The organism is Paracoccus versutus, assembly GCF_000763885.1.
GTDB lineage: Bacteria > Pseudomonadota > Alphaproteobacteria > Rhodobacterales > Rhodobacteraceae > Paracoccus > Paracoccus versutus.
Map to the genome: position 1 here is coordinate 61,812 of NZ_JRKO01000027.1, position 13,973 is coordinate 75,784.

21 protein-coding genes are annotated in these 13,973 nt (G+C 66.1%); 2 read left to right on the forward strand and 19 right to left on the reverse strand.

Annotated features, from left to right (window positions below; translation table 11 throughout):
- Positions 1–53: 53 nt before the first annotated feature.
- The 4 genes from IT40_RS13625 to IT40_RS13635 form a co-directional block, all read right to left on the reverse strand.
- On the reverse strand, positions 54–953 hold the full coding sequence (locus IT40_RS13625) for a DMT family transporter (protein WP_036756024.1): 900 nt from the start codon (positions 951–953) through the stop codon (positions 54–56).
- Positions 954–1,056: 103 nt separating this feature from the next.
- On the reverse strand, positions 1,057–1,563 hold the full coding sequence (locus IT40_RS13630; RefSeq protein ID WP_243700227.1) for a DUF2285 domain-containing protein: 507 nt from the start codon (positions 1,561–1,563) through the stop codon (positions 1,057–1,059).
- Positions 1,529–1,828 carry a transcriptional regulator domain-containing protein gene (locus IT40_RS27605; RefSeq protein ID WP_084197122.1) on the reverse strand — a complete coding sequence of 100 codons (300 nt, stop codon included), beginning with the start codon at positions 1,826–1,828 and terminating at the stop codon, positions 1,529–1,531. Before IT40_RS27605 ends, IT40_RS13630 begins: the two co-directional genes overlap by 35 nt.
- Positions 1,829–1,958: 130 nt before the next feature.
- On the reverse strand, positions 1,959–2,219 hold the full coding sequence (locus tag IT40_RS13635; protein ID WP_024845688.1) for a DNA -binding domain-containing protein: 261 nt from the start codon (positions 2,217–2,219) through the stop codon (positions 1,959–1,961).
- A gap of 239 nt (positions 2,220–2,458) precedes the next feature.
- On the opposite strand from IT40_RS13635, the gene IT40_RS13640 reads away from it, so the two are divergent.
- The gene (locus tag IT40_RS13640; protein ID WP_036756030.1) at positions 2,459–2,716 is read left to right on the forward strand and encodes a helix-turn-helix domain-containing protein; all 258 of its coding nucleotides are present in this window, start codon (positions 2,459–2,461) and stop codon (positions 2,714–2,716) included.
- Between the two features lie 110 nt (positions 2,717–2,826).
- On the opposite strand, the gene IT40_RS13645 is transcribed toward IT40_RS13640, so the two are convergent.
- Both IT40_RS13645 and IT40_RS13655 read right to left on the reverse strand, forming a co-directional pair.
- Positions 2,827–3,093 carry a hypothetical protein gene (locus tag IT40_RS13645; RefSeq protein ID WP_036756033.1) on the reverse strand — a complete coding sequence of 89 codons (267 nt, stop codon included), beginning with the start codon at positions 3,091–3,093 and terminating at the stop codon, positions 2,827–2,829.
- Between the two features lie 650 nt (positions 3,094–3,743).
- Positions 3,744–4,154, reverse strand: a complete 411-nt coding sequence (locus IT40_RS13655; RefSeq protein WP_036756038.1) for a single-stranded DNA-binding protein — start codon at positions 4,152–4,154, stop codon at positions 3,744–3,746.
- Positions 4,155–5,165: 1,011 nt separating this feature from the next.
- Here IT40_RS13655 and IT40_RS13660 point away from each other — a divergent pair.
- Positions 5,166–6,032, forward strand: a complete 867-nt coding sequence (locus tag IT40_RS13660; RefSeq protein ID WP_036756041.1) for an arginase family protein — start codon at positions 5,166–5,168, stop codon at positions 6,030–6,032.
- Between the two features lie 278 nt (positions 6,033–6,310).
- Here the strand turns inward: IT40_RS13660 and IT40_RS13665 are convergent, their stop codons facing one another.
- The 13 genes from IT40_RS13665 to IT40_RS13725 form a co-directional block, all read right to left on the reverse strand.
- Complete coding sequence (locus tag IT40_RS13665; protein WP_036756043.1) at positions 6,311–6,601, reverse strand: hypothetical protein; 291 nt, start codon at positions 6,599–6,601, stop codon at positions 6,311–6,313.
- Positions 6,602–6,675: 74 nt separating this feature from the next.
- Positions 6,676–7,353: a DNA methyltransferase gene (locus tag IT40_RS13670; RefSeq protein WP_036756045.1), complete on the reverse strand. Its 678-nt coding sequence runs from the start codon at positions 7,351–7,353 to the stop codon at positions 6,676–6,678.
- Positions 7,354–7,786: 433 nt separating this feature from the next.
- Complete coding sequence (locus tag IT40_RS13675) at positions 7,787–8,203, reverse strand: hypothetical protein (RefSeq protein ID WP_036756049.1); 417 nt, start codon at positions 8,201–8,203, stop codon at positions 7,787–7,789.
- 233 nt (positions 8,204–8,436) lie between these two features.
- A complete protein-coding gene (gene aac(3)-Ih, locus IT40_RS13680) occupies positions 8,437–8,895 on the reverse strand; it encodes an aminoglycoside N-acetyltransferase AAC(3)-Ih (RefSeq protein WP_036749354.1) in 459 nt (152 codons plus the stop codon).
- Positions 8,896–8,924: 29 nt separating this feature from the next.
- Positions 8,925–9,284 (reverse strand): hypothetical protein, encoded by a 360-nt coding sequence (locus tag IT40_RS13685; protein ID WP_036756052.1) that lies wholly within the window; start codon positions 9,282–9,284, stop codon positions 8,925–8,927.
- Positions 9,285–9,359: 75 nt separating this feature from the next.
- Positions 9,360–10,019 carry a plasmid pRiA4b ORF-3 family protein gene (locus tag IT40_RS13690; protein WP_052095932.1) on the reverse strand — a complete coding sequence of 220 codons (660 nt, stop codon included), beginning with the start codon at positions 10,017–10,019 and terminating at the stop codon, positions 9,360–9,362.
- A gap of 15 nt (positions 10,020–10,034) precedes the next feature.
- On the reverse strand, positions 10,035–10,352 hold the full coding sequence (locus IT40_RS13695; RefSeq protein WP_036756056.1) for an H-NS histone family protein: 318 nt from the start codon (positions 10,350–10,352) through the stop codon (positions 10,035–10,037).
- Positions 10,353–10,463: 111 nt separating this feature from the next.
- Positions 10,464–10,985: a hypothetical protein gene (locus tag IT40_RS13700; protein WP_036756058.1), complete on the reverse strand. Its 522-nt coding sequence runs from the start codon at positions 10,983–10,985 to the stop codon at positions 10,464–10,466.
- A gap of 192 nt (positions 10,986–11,177) precedes the next feature.
- Positions 11,178–11,612, reverse strand: a complete 435-nt coding sequence (locus IT40_RS13705) for a class I SAM-dependent methyltransferase (RefSeq protein WP_036756060.1) — start codon at positions 11,610–11,612, stop codon at positions 11,178–11,180.
- Between the two features lie 5 nt (positions 11,613–11,617).
- Positions 11,618–12,028, reverse strand: coding sequence for a VOC family protein (locus IT40_RS13710; RefSeq protein WP_036756062.1), 411 nt, complete (start codon positions 12,026–12,028; stop codon positions 11,618–11,620).
- 12 nt (positions 12,029–12,040) lie between these two features.
- Complete coding sequence (gene aac(3) / locus IT40_RS13715) at positions 12,041–12,910, reverse strand: aminoglycoside 3-N-acetyltransferase (protein WP_052095933.1); 870 nt, start codon at positions 12,908–12,910, stop codon at positions 12,041–12,043.
- Between the two features lie 4 nt (positions 12,911–12,914).
- Positions 12,915–13,322, reverse strand: coding sequence for a cupin domain-containing protein (locus tag IT40_RS13720; RefSeq protein ID WP_036756064.1), 408 nt, complete (start codon positions 13,320–13,322; stop codon positions 12,915–12,917).
- Positions 13,323–13,420: 98 nt separating this feature from the next.
- Positions 13,421–13,973 (reverse strand): outer membrane protein assembly factor BamB family protein (locus tag IT40_RS13725; protein WP_036756066.1); only part of this gene is annotated, 553 nt, incomplete at its 5' end.

Below are 13,973 nucleotides of genomic sequence, written 5' to 3' on the forward strand. Positions count from 1 at the left end.
ACGGCGCAGGATTACCGAGGTTCCATGCCGGCGGTTCCAGACGTCCAGCGACATCACGGCGTGCGCGGGCAAGGCGGGGTCGATAGGCGCCCCTTGCCCGCACGCTGGTGAACCAGCAGCGAGCCCAGCCCCGAGATCGCGATCAGCACCAGCCCCGCCAGCGAGACCAGATCGGGCCAATCACCGAAGACGACAATCCCCAGCGCCGTGGCCGAAATCAACTGGCTGTAGACCAGCGGCGCGATCAGGCTGGCTTCGGCCTTCCTGCTGGCCATCACCAGCAGATAGTTGCCCAGGGCCGAGCCGACGGCGCTGATCAGAAGAAGCGCAAGCAGGGGCATGTCCGGCACGGGAAAATCGGATTGCAGGCCGAAGGGCGTCAGGACGACGGCTCCGATGAGAAGTTGCGAGATCAGCAGGAATCGCGGCCGGAATGTTCCCGCCAGGGTGCGGGTCATGACCAGATAGGCGCCGTAGAACGTCCCGGCTGCCAAGGCGAAAGCCATGCCGGCGGAACTGCCGAAACCGGGTTTGACCACCAGCATCACGCCGGCGAAGCCGAGCGCCAGCAAGAGGCTTCTTTGTGACGATGGCCTCTCGCCCAGGAACAGGATCGCCAGGACATAGGACACGACCGGGCCGACGAAGAAGGCTCCGAAGACATTGGCGATCGGTTCCGTCTTCAGGGCCGTCAGGATGCAGCAGATCCCGCAAACGATGAATCCCGCCCTCAGCAGGACGCGCCAGTCCAGCAAGGCGGGCAGTTCCTGCCGCGCCAATCCGCTGAACGGAAGCAGCATCAGCGCGGCCAGGAGGAACCGCGACCATGCCACGATAAAGGGATCCACCCCGCCGCCGGTCAACAGTTTGCCCGCCGTATCCCCGATGACCACGCAGGTCACCGCGATGAAGACTGTCGCGATCAGTCGTAGCAAATCCGGCGTATTGGTCATGATCGTTCTCGGGAAGCGGAACTGAGGCGGGCATCTGGTCCGGGGCAGACCTTGCGACGTTGCGCGAAGGATTGGAAGGCCACCGTCCCGACAGTCCCGACAGCTACTTCCGCCGTCGCCGTCGCAGCAGGCGGCGATAACCGCCGCCGATCATGGCGCGGGCATCCCTGACGAAGCCCATGACCGCATCCCGCAGGGCGGAGGACTTCCACGGCTCGTCGCCGACGCGGTCTGCGCCGTAGATCGCGCGGGCGATCTCGCGATAGCTCGCCCCGCTCATGCGCCCGTCGATGGCCTGCAGCATCCGACGCGCCCGCCGGCGCTGCCGCTCGGTCAGGCGCCCGTCCGGCGGCACGCTCCGCCGCATGAGAAAGCAGAGGAGGCGCGTGGCGGCCTCGATCCGGTCGAGACCATCGGCGTCGAGCGGGATGACGACGGCCAGCGGCGCATTCGTATCGACGCCCGCCAGCCGCAGCAGGTGCAGGCTTCGGCCATCACCGATGTCGCAGCGGAACCAGGTGCCATCGGAATTCACCCGGGTATCAGCCCTGCTCAGAAGGTCGGACAGGTTGTCCTCAACAGGCAGGACGGATGGCACCGCATCGAGCACGATGCTTCCAGGATCGCATGACGGCAGCCAGTAGACCGGCGTATCGACGCAGGACAGTCCGGGCCGGACCGGGAAACGTGAGCCCCCAGCGGTTCCGGAACCGAAGGACGGCGGGCGCGTCCGTCGCCTTCCGCGCGACGGCGCGATAGTCCTGCTGATAGTCCTCGTTGCGCCGCAGCCATTCCCAGGCGAGATCGGGCGCTGCGACTTCGTCGACGAAATCGTAGCTCGGCGAGGATCGCCACTTCGACAGGTCGGGTTTCATGTCCATACCCCAAGGTTGAAGCCATTTCTCGGGCGTTCAACCAAGGGTCGGTTTCATTTGTCTGCGCTAAAACCCCCTTCCGGGCAAGGGAGGGTGCGGCAGAGGCAAATCGGCGGATTTCTACTTGCGATCAGCGGCCGTCGCGCAGCAGCAGCTTGTAGCCGTCTTTTTTCATCCAGCGCGCGCGGGCAAGATGGCTGTCGTAGATCCTGCGCGCCCGTTCCGGCTCGCGCTCGGGATCGAGACCGAAGAGGATCTGGACGGCTTCACGCCAGTCCGCTCCGTCGTCAGCGGAATCGTGCAGCCGCATATAGAGCTTCTGGTGCCGGCGGTCGTAATCGGTCAGTTCCGGGCCGGTCGGCACATCCTCCAGATAGTCTTTTTCCGTCACATCCCCTCTCCCGTCCGGGCGGTGATCGCGATGTTTTCCCGCAGCAGCACTATTCCATGCCGGGCCGCGTTCCACAACGAGCCGTGTTCCACGAGACGGATCCTGCTCCGCATCGTTAACCAGACACAGTAACTTGGTACAACTCCGAATGCCCGCACATCGGAGGCAAAAACCTTGGCATCCCATTTGTAGAGAATACTCCGTGGTGGAATGCTCATCAAGTCACCGATCTGTCGGTGATGAAGATTCGGGAGATATTCGCGCACAATCTGCGGGCCGCGCGGCAAGCCAGAGGCTTGTCGCAGGAAGAGCTCGCCCATCGTGCGGATGTCGATCGAACCTATATCAGCTCACTGGAGCGCCGCGTTTACGGCGCCAGCATCGATGTCGTGGATCGCCTGGCCTCGGTCCTGGAAATGGAAGCGTCCGACCTGCTTAAGCGGCCTGCGGAAGGCAACCGGCTGCCATCTGCGGAGCCGCCAAAGCCTGACAAGTAGCCCGGAGCGACGCCGCTGCGTTTCCAGCGGGCACCTGCCTGCCGCACACGCCGGATGCATGAGCTCGCAAGTCCATTTGTCTCGGCGGGGACGCTGTTTTTGTTGACGGGTCAGGCGTGGCAAAACTCTCCGCTCGCGATCTGGATGGTCCAGCATTCGCCTTCATCGTCGGCCATCATCTGGATCTCGGTGCGGTCGGCGTTCAGGATCGCGTGCAACCCGCCTTCGACGAAAACCTCCGGCTCATCGGCCTCGGCGTCCCTTCCGAGGCCCCATGCTTCCCTCACCGTCACCTTGCGGAATCGACCCTCGGCAAAGGCGGTGGCGAGGGTCGCGGCATTGGCGAGGCGGCGGGCGGTGCGTTCGGCTGCGGTCATGTCCGTTTCTCCCGGTAGGTTGGTTTCCTGCTGCCGCAAGCCCCATGATGGCGGGGCTGGGCTGTCGGCGCCGGTGGGGTCAGGCGCTTTCGATCTCGCTCGGGGTGTCGAGGAGGAGGTCGGCGACTTCGGTCATCGCCTGCAGGAGAATGATCTGGGCCAGTTCCTCGTCTTGGGTCTGCATCCATCCTCTGGCGATCCGCTCCAGTTCCTCGAGCCGCTGCGGGTCGCGGCGGATCAGGGCGCCGGCCGGTGTCGACCACCTGCGCGCCTTACGAATAATCTAGCAAAAACAATACTCTATCGCAAGCCGATTGTGCGTTTCTATTCGTTATTTTCAGATACTTAGGCGCGCCTCCAGCCTCCCTTTCGCCCGCCGTCCCTGCCTCAACCCATGCTTCTGGGCCGGGATTGGTGCTCACGTCGGATGTCGCCCTCCTGTTGCCTCGCTCCCCAGCCCCTTGTCCCAAGCCCCTGTTTCTTCCTCGCGGGAGAAGAACGAGGTCGGGGAAAGCAGCAGGCCCGCGCCGGAGGCTTCCCGGCCGGTCGATCCGGTCGGGGAGCCTTCTTTTGCCGGCGCGGCCTCGGGACGATCCGCCGCGAGCATGGAAAACCCGGCGGCTGGTGCCACCGGGCCTTTGGCCTCCCGCTCAGGAAGGGATGTCGTCTTCGTCGATGAACCGGCCTTCGTCCTCGTCGTCGGCCTCAGACTGCGGTGCCCGGCTCAGGAAATCCACCGTCTCGGCGACGATCTCGCAGCCGTAGCGGTCCTGGCCTTCGGCATCCTGCCATTTCGTGTAATGGATGCGGCCGCGCACCAGGACCTTCGTGCCGGATTCGCAATATTGCCGGATGGTCCGGCCCAGGCCGTTGAAGGCGACGACACGGTGCCATTCCGCGTCCTCGACCCGATAGCCCTTCTCGTCGCGGACGATCCGGCCTTCCGAATAGCGCGGGCGCGCGGTGACCAGCCTGAAGCGGGTGACGTCGGTGCCGGTGCGGGTGGTGCGGGTTTCGGGGGCCTGGCGGATGGTGCCGGCGAGGATGACGATGTTCTGCATTGTAGGTCTCCGTTGCTCGAAGGAGGGATCATTCCCTCCGACGAGACCCGGGAAAGTCCGTCGGGAGGCACCTGCAACTGCCGCCCCCGGGCGGGAGCTTGCCCGCAAGGCTTCGGAGTGGGGCGGGCAGCCGCGCCCGCGCGGCAACACGGTCCGGAGCCTTGGGGGTTGCTGGTGAAAACCGAACGGAGTTAGGGGATCGGACAGGCGGAGGGATTGGTTCGTCCGGGGGCATGACGGGGACATATCGCAGAACGGCGGCGTTCTCGCCGGTGCCGTCCGCATGGCCCCGGAACCGGCACCACCCGCGGCGGTGCCGCTTCGCTTCGCCTTGCTGGTCACCCTCGCGGCGGCCGCCGGAAGGCCGGATCGTTCGGGACGGGAAAGATCGGGCTGTCAGGTCGGGGGCGCGGAATGGCATGGCTGCCGTTTCATCGGCTTTGGGTTGGACCATCCGGCAATATTGCGAGACCGGCATGAAGCTGGTCGCATCGTGGCGGGTCTGCACTGCACGAAATGGCGGGATGCCGACGGCAGGGGCCGTAATGGCAGCGAGTTCGGCGGCGAGATGGATTTCCGCGCCGGGTGCGGCGGGCCGGGACCGACGACGAGGACGAGGGCCGGTTCATCGACGAAGACGACATCCCTTCCTGAGCGGGAGGCCCAGCGGCCTGGCGGTTGCAGCCGCCGGGTTTTCCCGTGGGCGCGACAGATCGCCCCGAGGCCCCGTCGGCAATCGCGCCGCCCGATCCGGCACAATCCGCGCGGGATTCGCCGTTGTCGGGATACGTTGGCCGCCAACTGCGAGAGGATCGTCACCGACATCGGCCGAAACCGCTTGCGGGTTCGGTGAGCGCCCCGCGGGGCGCGAATAGAGCCGTCCCCCGCAGGGGGACTCGCCCGGATTTTCTGCTCCGCGGCAGGGTGACGCTGCCGCCCGGAATTGGCCTTTGACCGCCAGAATACCTAGATCCGCTGCAACGCCTTTCTGCCGCAAGCAAGGATGACGCCATGACTTCTACGACCCTCAGAGTGAACATGCCGCAATGGCAGGGCGGGGACGAGCCCGCCTATCGCTTCGGCGCCGAGTTGCTGCGCTGGCTGGCGCCGCCGCATGACGGCCCCGAGGAGACGGTTGCGGTTCCCAGACCGGATGGCAGCGCGCCGCCGCTTGACCAGGGCATCAAATGGCGCGATGCGCTGCTGGCGCAGGCTCGTGCGGCACGGGCTGCCATCGAACGTCACGATCCCGACCGCATTGTCACCCTCGGCGGCGATTGCCTGGTCGATCTTGCACCCATCGGCTGGCTGAGCCGCAAATACGGCGACAGGCTGGGTGTCCTCTGGATCGACGCCCATCCCGACGTGATGAGCGCGGCCGAGTTCTCGCATGCCCATGCCCATGTGCTGGGGATGCTGCTCGGGCGGGGCGACGCCGATTTCACCGCCGAGGTGCCGGTGAAATTGGCCGCGCCGCGGGTGATGATCGCCGGCATGCAGGGCTGGAACGAGGCCGAAGCCCCGATCCTGAAGGAACTGGGCCTCCGCCACATCCCCGCCACCGATCTGGCCGAGACCAGCCAGCCGGTTCTCGATTGGATCGCGCGCGAAGGGATTACCCATCTGGCGGTGCATTTCGATCTCGACGTGCTGGATCCGTCGCATTTCTCGCCGCTGCTGTTCAACAGGCCCGATGCGGCAACGGATGCCTTTGCCGGGATCGAGCAGGGCCGCATGCGGCTGGAACAGGTGGTGCGGCTGCTGAAGGACGTGAGCGCGGCGGCGGATATGGTCGGCCTCGCCATTACCGAACATCTGCCTTGGGACATGCTGCGTCTCAGGAACGCACTCGCCGAACTGCCGATCATGAAGGCATGAGGGGCGTCCGGCCGCAAGGCACGACCTCTCTTTCCGGCCTCCGGCATGATCCGGCCGAGCTCCGATATGGGTGGTCTCCGCCCGTCCGGATCATGCCGCGCCGTTCGCGCCTGTCGCATCAGCCATGGGCACGTCAGCCGATACCCTCGTCCTGCCTCCGCGAGCCGGGCCAAGCCCGGCGAGCGCGATTTTTTCGGCCCCCTATCCAAGGCGCGCACGCGGGACGGCCGCCGGTCCATCGGATCGGCGGCCGTGACGCTTTGAGTTTGGTGGCTGGCCTATGGCCGCAGCGGGCGCCACGGTTCATTCGTCCCGATCGGGCGCCAGGTCAGGCGGCGGCAACGGAACGTGGCCCAGGCGTAAAGCAGCGGCTCCATGCCGTGCCACCAATCGGCCGCGATGTCGCCGCAACGGCCCTCGAACAGCAACTTGCCGCGCGCGGTGTAAAGCCGAAACTCCACCGACAGGGCATCGCCGTCTTCCGGCTTGCCGCGTGCGGGAACGCCGTCGGCGTCCTCGCCCAGTCCGATGCAACCGCCATGATGGTCCTTCGTGACAATCCAACCCATGTCGAAATCCTTTCCGTGAAGCTGTGGGATAGCGGCGCCCGCCCGATGACGGGCGCCTTTGGTTGCGGTCGGGCCTATGCGGCCGCCTTCCGGTCCCGCTCCTGCAAGGCCGCCATCCGCTTGCCGATGGTCTGGTAATGCGCCACGTCCAGTTCCACCCCGAGCCAGTCGCGGCCCAGCAGATGCGCTGCCGCCAGGGTGGAGCCGCTGCCGCTGAACGGGTCCAGCACCAGATCGCCCGGTTTCGTGAACGCCCCGATCAGCTTGCGCAGCGCCGCCACCGGTTTTTGGGTCGGATGCAGCCTGTTGCCGGTATAGGGGAAGTCCAGCACATCGGGCACCGGACGGGCAGGCAGAACCGGGTCGCCCTTCGCCAGCAGATAAGCCTGTTCGTGCTCGTAGCGCAGGAATCGCGCCGAGGAAGCGTAACTCTTGCGAAACACCAGATGCCCGACGATGCGGAACCCGGCCGCCTTCCAGGCCTCCACGAACAGATCCACCTTGTTCCAGCCGTAGAAGCTGACGCAGAAACCGCCCTTCTTCAGGACCCGGTGCATCTGGGCGAAGGCCGGGCGCAGCCAGCGGGCGTTGTCGTCATTGGCCACGGTGCGGCCCTGCCGGTCGCGGAAGCGGGTCACATAGGGCGGATCGGTCAGGATGAAATCCACCGAGCCGGTGCCGAAAGCCCGCATCGCCTCGATGCAATCGGCGTTGATGACGAGGTTGCGGGGGGTATTTGCTTTGCCGGTCATGTCTCTGTCCTTTCGGGTTCGGGGCGGAAGGCCCTTGTCCTGATCCGCCGATGGGCAGCGCCTCCCCGGTCTGACTTCGGGAAACGCATGTTTCCCCGGAGGCAGAGCGGCGAGGGCGCAGCCCGACCCGCGGCCGCATGGCTGGCGGTCCTGGGTCGGGGCGCAGGGGTGGGGCGGCCCGCAGCCGCAGGCGAGGACACGGCCCTGCGCTCCGACGACGCCCTTGGGCGGCGCCTGCCCTTTGACGGCCAGGCAGGCGGATGCGTGGCGGACAAATCCTTGAGACAGGAAAGCCTTCGGGCCGGGGGTGAGCCGGGCACGGGCCCGGTCGAGGCCCCCGGCACGGCTTCTGGGCAGGCGCGATCCGCGCCCGGCGCGCGGATCACATTAGATCAATGCGGCAGGACGCTGCTGGTAGGAATGGCTGGCAGTATCAAACCTGCGGCGCCAGTTCCCCGAACCCGTTCAGGTTGATCAGCGCGGCAATGCCGGTGATCAGCCCGGCCGTGCCGCAGAGCAGCTTCAGCGCGATGGCGGAGTCGATGGCACCATGTGTGACGCCATGGATGAGGGCATATCCAGCGATCATCGCCGGGATCACGAACACGGCCCGTGCCAGCAGGCAGAGGATCGGGTTCCTCGCCTTGAACAGCACCAGAAGCACCAGCCCGACCGACAGCAGCGCCATGGCGGCCGCAGCGAGAGCGGACAGCAGGAATCCGGTCTCGGTTGCGTGGATGAAGCTGAACGTCTCGACAAAAACCATCACCGGCAGGGCGTAGATGGCGAGATACCAGGCGATAACACAAGCGACTGCGGTGAACATGACGGCAAGCAGGATCAGGATCATGGAAGCCTCCGGACCAAGGGGATCAGGGATCGTTCACGTCAGGCTGCCCGAAGATGATACGCTCCGCCTGCGACCAGGATGCACTCCGCCGTTGCTGCGGATAGCAGCATTCCCAACATCCTGCGACGGGTCAAGCCGACAGGCGGAGGACCGGGGATTGATGCGGATAGATGCCGGAAATGGCCAATGGCCGGCGACAAGCCGCCAGCCCACGCGCTCATGAGGTCCGTCAACTATCCCGCATCGACCGGAATGTCGAAATGCAGGACGTCCTCGCGCTTTCCGAGCCCGGTATAGAGGGCGATGGCCGGTTCATCCCCGTAATCGGCCTGAACGTAAACCACCCAGGCGCCCCGTTCGGCCGCGATCCGTTGCAAGGCACCGATGAGCGCGGTGGCTATGCCCTGGCGCCGGTGGGTCTCGGCGACAGCAAGATCGTAGATGTAGATTTCCGAACGCGCCCGCTCGAATTTCTCGAGCTCGTAGGCGATCAGGCCGCCGACGACGACGGCGCCGTCCATGGCCGCCAGCGCGATGAGATGATCCCCGGCCAGAAGGCCGCTCAGATAGGCGTCGTCCGGCGGCTCTCCCAAGTAAGTGTCGGGATCGTTGAAGGCATCCCCGAACAGGGCGTTCATCTGCCGCAGGACGGAAACGTCGGATCGGCCCAGGCACCTGATCGACACGGACATCGGCAACTCCTCCTCATGCTTCAGGTGTATCATACCCTGAACCGCCCCTGCGCGTCGGGCCATGTCCAAATGGTCTCGTCGGCGAGGATCGCCTCAACGACCGCTTCCGCCCTCGACCTGGCACTCGGGTTGTCGCCCATTCCCATATGTTGGGTCTCGATCTCGACCAGGAATGCGACCACCTCGTCGCGGGGCGTTCCCCGGCGCAACTGGGACGCCGCCGCGATCAGATAGCCGTCGTATTCGTCCGCGAAGGACAGGTTGGCTTCGTCTTCCCACCTGCCCGCCGGGCTTTCCGGGTCCAGCAAGCCGATGGGATCCCAGAGCGACCAGCCGATATCGCGCAGCTTCGACAGCTTGATCCGGGGGTGCGGTGATATCTCGGTCATGGGGGCGTCGTGGCAAGAGTCGGGCGGATGGTCAGCTTCGCGCAGGCCGGGGAAGGGTCGCAACGGGAGACGCTGCTAACCCTTCGGTACCTTCGGCTTCGGCTTCGGCTTCGGCTTCGGCTTCGGCTTCGGCTTCGGCTTCGGCTGATGCAGCCGCCGTCGCGCGTTCGCGCGCAAGGCATTGCGCAGATCCTTGTTGATCAGATCGAGATCGAACCATTCCGGATCGAAATGCCCGCCCGCCCAGCGCAGCATGGAGCGATGCTCCTCGTGCGCCGGGTCGCGGATGATCCCGAGGAAATCCTCATAGCCCCACGGCCCGCCGACATCCTCGGGCGGTCTCGCCCGTGCGCCCTCCAGACAGAATGCGTGGCGCGGCGCCGGATCGAGCGCCAGCCAATCCTCGATCCGGATCAGGTGCCGCCAGTCGTCTCCGAAATCATAGGCATAGGTGAAACTGCCGTCACGCCCGACGAAATCCTGCAGCCGCACCTCGGTAGAGTCGAAAACGCGAGGGCCGCCGAAACCGTCATCCAGCAGGGCCGGATCGCCGTAGCGCAACCCGCCGATGCGGAATTCGTGCAGATGGCTGTCGGTCCAGCCGAAGGCCGCCTGCAGGACCAGGTGCAGCCGGTCCAGCGTCCAGTCGGCGGGAACCACCAGCCGCCGCCAGATCTCCGGCTCGATCTCGGCCAGTGAAACATGCAGCCGCACCGCATTCGGAGGCTGGAACACCCCTGCCCTCCCCGATCAGATGGCGAAGTCCTCGAGGGATTTCCCGGCCTCCAGAGCCTCGGCGATCCAGCCAGGTTTGCGGCCGCGACCGCTCCAGGTGATCTCGGGATTTTCCGGATGGCGGTATTTCGGCGCTACGGTGGCGCGCTTATGCGCCGGGGACATTTCCGCCAGTTCGCCCAGCGAGAAACCGTGCTCTTTTGCCACCGCTTCCGCCGCAGCCCGCGCCTCGGCCTTGCGGCGATCCTCGAAAGAGGTGATTGCCTTGGCCACGCTCTTTTCCAGCTGCTTCAACTCGGCCAGCGACAAGGCATTCAGGTCGATATCGGTCATATGCGTCCCCTGTTGTTATGGCGCCGGTTTAATCCAACAGCGGACAAACGGCAAATCTCATCCCCATTACAATGGGCCCAAAGATCACTCGAACAATCCACCGGCTCTGGCTTATGTCCTCTCCACCAAAGCCGTTGTCCGCCCGGCATCGGTCTTGCATTGGTTTCCCCAGACTTGGCGATGCTCGATGATCCGGCTCACCGTCAGGCGGCAGGCCGCGTCGGAGGAATACAGGGGCCGCGCCGCCCGTTCCTCCAGCTTGGCCATCGCCCCGGACGACGAAAAAACCTTGCGGACGGCGATATGGCCGAGCGGCTGGTTCTCAAGCAGGAACATCTCGAGCCAGGCGCCGTTATACGCGTTCTCGAAGCCGATGACCGATCGGTCGGCGCCGAGGGCATAGATCGTGACGAAATCCCTTTGCCCCGAGGGATGCAGGCTCTTCGCGCCGGGCGTCAATGTATTGGCAATCTCGTAGCGCCCGAGCAGCCAACGCATGATCAGATCCGGCTCATCGCGCAGGGCCGCGGGCAGATCCTCGGCGCGGGCTGACCGGAAGTCGGGAAGCAGCGCGGTGTCGAGGCAGCGCCACTGGCCGGTCGCCTCGCAATGGAAGGTCAGCAGGAAACGCATCGTCCGCATGCCCCTTGTTCTGTTCTCGCGGCCGGTCGGTCACGAGCCGAGCTAGGCACAGGGCCCTGGGCATGCAAGGTATCACAGTGACGCTGCGACCACCTGCCCGAGGGGCGACCTCCGGCAATCCGGTCGCGCATCGCAATGCGGAGCGGTTTCCGGATCACCCGGTGTCTTGCACAAGCCGAACCGTCACCGTGTTCGCAGCCTGACCTCCCTGAGCGGATGCCCCGTGTCGATGAACAGCCGCCCCGCCGGCTTCAATGCAACCCGCAATCGTTCAAGGGCGCGTTGTTCGATCTCAGGATGGCGCCCGTCCAATGCCCCGACACGCATCGCAAAGGCGATGTCGAAAGGCTCTTCATTGGGCGGCAATTCAAAATCCTCGATCGCCGCTTGCAGGAACCGCAGGCGGCCGGTGGTGATTTCCGCGCTCGATCCGGCCATCGCGCTGTCGATCACCTTGGCCGAGCGGTCGATGGCCAGGACGAAGCCGTTCCCGACGCGTCGGGAAACCTCGCGGGCGGCAACCCCCGGCCCGCAGCCGATCTCCAGCACGCGCTGGCCCGGCATCAGCGGCAAGGCGTCGATGAAGGCTGCGATCCGGTTCGAAATCCGCGGGGCCATGATGCTCAGGTCTTGTCGGTCACCTTCGGCCACCAGGTGCCGAAGCACCACAGATTGCCCTCGGGGTCGCGGCAGATGAATTCGCGGCTGCCATAATCGCGGTCGGTCAGGCCCTCCTCGATCACCGCACCGGCGGCCTTGGCGCGGGCAAACATCGCGTCCACATCGTCCACGGCGATATAGAGGGACTTGCCGCCCTGCCCCGACGACTGGCCCACCATCTCGCCATAGGCGTCGTCCCTGTCGTCGCCGCACATGATCATCGACGAGCCGAAGGCCAGTTCGGCATGAGCGACCTTGTCGCCAGCCATGTATTTCGCGTGGATGGTAAAGCCGAAGGCCTTTTCCAGCCATTCGATCATCGCCGCCGCGTCGCGGAAGCGAAAGGTCGGGTAGATGCGCGGAGCTTCCATCATGCGTTCCTCCTATCAGATTGGGTCGTTTTGCCCGGTCGGAATGTCCCGGCCGTCCCGCCATGACCGCTGATGCGGCGCCGATCCGAAATGCCGCTCAAGCCATCCGACACCGAAGGCGACGATGTCCTGCGCGTCGAACAGATGGCAGCGCGCGGCGCCGACCATGCCCTCGCGGTGCCGGCCCGTCTCGACATAGGCGCGGGCAATGGTTTCGACCGCGTCCGGCCTGCCCTCGACCGCGAAGCAATCGAGAATGCCGTTCGAGTCGAAATCCGTGGCCGCTTCCCAGACCGTCCGGCCATCCGGGCCTTGCATCGGCATCTCGTAGCTGACACGGCGCTTGCCGGGAATGTCGGCGACGGCCTCGGCGTAATGCAGCACGGTCACGGCATCGAGCGGCGCACCCAGCAGCAGGGTCTTACCGCCAAGGCGCACGAAGCGTTCCAGCGGCGAGCCTTCGCCCAGGGCCTGGCCCAGCCGGTGCGGTTCGACCAGGGTCCCGGCCAGCGGGCCGACCGCGACCATCGAGGCATCCGGGTGGGCGCTGCGCCGGGCACCGGGCAGCTCTGCAAGGAACCGGTTGAGCAGGCCGAAGCCGCGATATGTCCCGGCGGTCCGGGGATCGAAGGCGGGCCAGTCACGGCGCAGGGCCTCGTCCATGCGGACGCCGTTCAGGGTTTCCTCATAGGGCGAGCGGTCCCAGGAGGCATACCCCATCACCGTGCCGCCGGGCCCCACGGCATCCATGAGCGCCTGGACGACCCCGGCCGCTCCACCCTCGACCGGGCCGAGCGCCTTCAGCGAGGCGTGGACCATCACCAGATCGCCCGGCCGCAGGCCAAGCCGCCGAAGATCCGCCGTGATCGTGGCCTTGCTGCGCATCGGCCTAGGGATTGTCCCTGAACCAATCCACGATGGCGGGCATGTCGCGCTCGAAACCGCCGGGGATGAAGACGTTCAGCAGACCGACGCGCTCGGCGGTGCGGTTCCTGAAGTCATGGGTCACCCCGGCCGGGATGCGCAGGAAGGTCCCTTGCGGCGCGTCCAGCCAGTCCTCCCCGGCCAGGAAGCTGACCGTGCCGGCGATGACATAAAAGAGCTCGTCATTGCCCTCATGCGCATGCGCGCCCGGGCCGTCGGCGCCGGGCTCCAGCCACCATTCCGAGACGCTGTAGCGCGCAGCTGTCTCGTCCTCGTCGGCCTTGAACACCGCTGTCATCCGGCCGAGGGCGTAGCGCCGTCCCTCGCCGGGCGGCAGATGGATAACGCCCTTGCCCGCGTGTTCGTCGCTCATCGCTGCCTCCCGGTGGCTGGTGGAAAGGACCCCGACAGCATAGCCTGCCGAAGCCCCGCTGTCAGGTCCGCCGCCAGGAGCCCCAATGCCCGAAGACCCTAAGTCGCGTCCTGATCCGCTTTGCGCAGAACCACCCTCAGCGTGCCGCTGCTGCCGCCGCCGCAGAAGAACCGCGCGCCACCGTCGGATTCCAGCCCCGAGACCCCGGTGCCCGCCGGCATCTCCAGCCGCTCCAGCACCGCGCCGGTGGCGGGGTCGATGCGGCGGATGTCGCTTTCCTCGCCCTGCCAGGTGCCGTGCCAGAGCGCGCCGTCGGCCCAGGTGACGCCGGTGACGAAGCGGTCGGTTGCGATGCTGCGCAGCACCTCGCCGGTTTCGGGATCGACCTGGTGGATGCGGCGCCCGCGATGCTGGCCGACCCAAAGCGAGCCCTCGGCCCAGGCCAGCCCGGAATTGCCGCCCTCGGGCGCGGGAATGGTCGCCAGAACCGCGCCGCTCTCCGGGTCGATCTTGCGGATGACCGGCCCGGCGATCTGGAACAGATGCGTGCCGTCGAAGGCCGTGCCGGCATCGGCGGGGATCTCCAGCGCCCCCACCAGCTCGCCGCTGTCGGGGTCCAGCGCGTTCAGCCGCTCGCCGCTGGCGAACCAG

What these genes read in the sequence shown, in the direction of transcription:
- IT40_RS13675 (WP_036756049.1), bottom strand. Translation starts at nt 8,203, where the DNA reads ATGATCCTGATCCTGCTTGCCGTCATGTTCACCGCAGTCGCTTGTGTT.
- IT40_RS13685 (WP_036756052.1), bottom strand. Translation starts at nt 9,284, where the DNA reads ATGACCGAGATATCACCGCACCCCCGGATCAAGCTGTCGAAGCTGCGC.
- IT40_RS13720 (WP_036756064.1), bottom strand. Translation starts at nt 13,322, where the DNA reads ATGAGCGACGAACACGCGGGCAAGGGCGTTATCCATCTGCCGCCCGGC.
- IT40_RS13625 (WP_036756024.1), bottom strand. Translation starts at nt 953, where the DNA reads ATGACCAATACGCCGGATTTGCTACGACTGATCGCGACAGTCTTCATC.
- IT40_RS13705 (WP_036756060.1), bottom strand. Translation starts at nt 11,612, where the DNA reads ATGGCCCCGCGGATTTCGAACCGGATCGCAGCCTTCATCGACGCCTTG.
- IT40_RS13660 (WP_036756041.1), top strand. Translation starts at nt 5,166, where the DNA reads ATGACTTCTACGACCCTCAGAGTGAACATGCCGCAATGGCAGGGCGGG.
- IT40_RS13710 (WP_036756062.1), bottom strand. Translation starts at nt 12,028, where the DNA reads ATGATGGAAGCTCCGCGCATCTACCCGACCTTTCGCTTCCGCGACGCG.
- IT40_RS13670 (WP_036756045.1), bottom strand. Translation starts at nt 7,353, where the DNA reads ATGACCGGCAAAGCAAATACCCCCCGCAACCTCGTCATCAACGCCGAT.
- IT40_RS13645 (WP_036756033.1), bottom strand. Translation starts at nt 3,093, where the DNA reads ATGACCGCAGCCGAACGCACCGCCCGCCGCCTCGCCAATGCCGCGACC.
- IT40_RS13700 (WP_036756058.1), bottom strand. Translation starts at nt 10,985, where the DNA reads ATGCGTTTCCTGCTGACCTTCCATTGCGAGGCGACCGGCCAGTGGCGC.
- IT40_RS13665 (WP_036756043.1), bottom strand. Translation starts at nt 6,601, where the DNA reads ATGGGTTGGATTGTCACGAAGGACCATCATGGCGGTTGCATCGGACTG.
- IT40_RS13655 (WP_036756038.1), bottom strand. Translation starts at nt 4,154, where the DNA reads ATGCAGAACATCGTCATCCTCGCCGGCACCATCCGCCAGGCCCCCGAA.
- IT40_RS13695 (WP_036756056.1), bottom strand. Translation starts at nt 10,352, where the DNA reads ATGACCGATATCGACCTGAATGCCTTGTCGCTGGCCGAGTTGAAGCAG.
- IT40_RS13640 (WP_036756030.1), top strand. Translation starts at nt 2,459, where the DNA reads ATGAAGATTCGGGAGATATTCGCGCACAATCTGCGGGCCGCGCGGCAA.
- IT40_RS27605 (WP_084197122.1), bottom strand. Translation starts at nt 1,828, where the DNA reads ATGAAACCCGACCTGTCGAAGTGGCGATCCTCGCCGAGCTACGATTTC.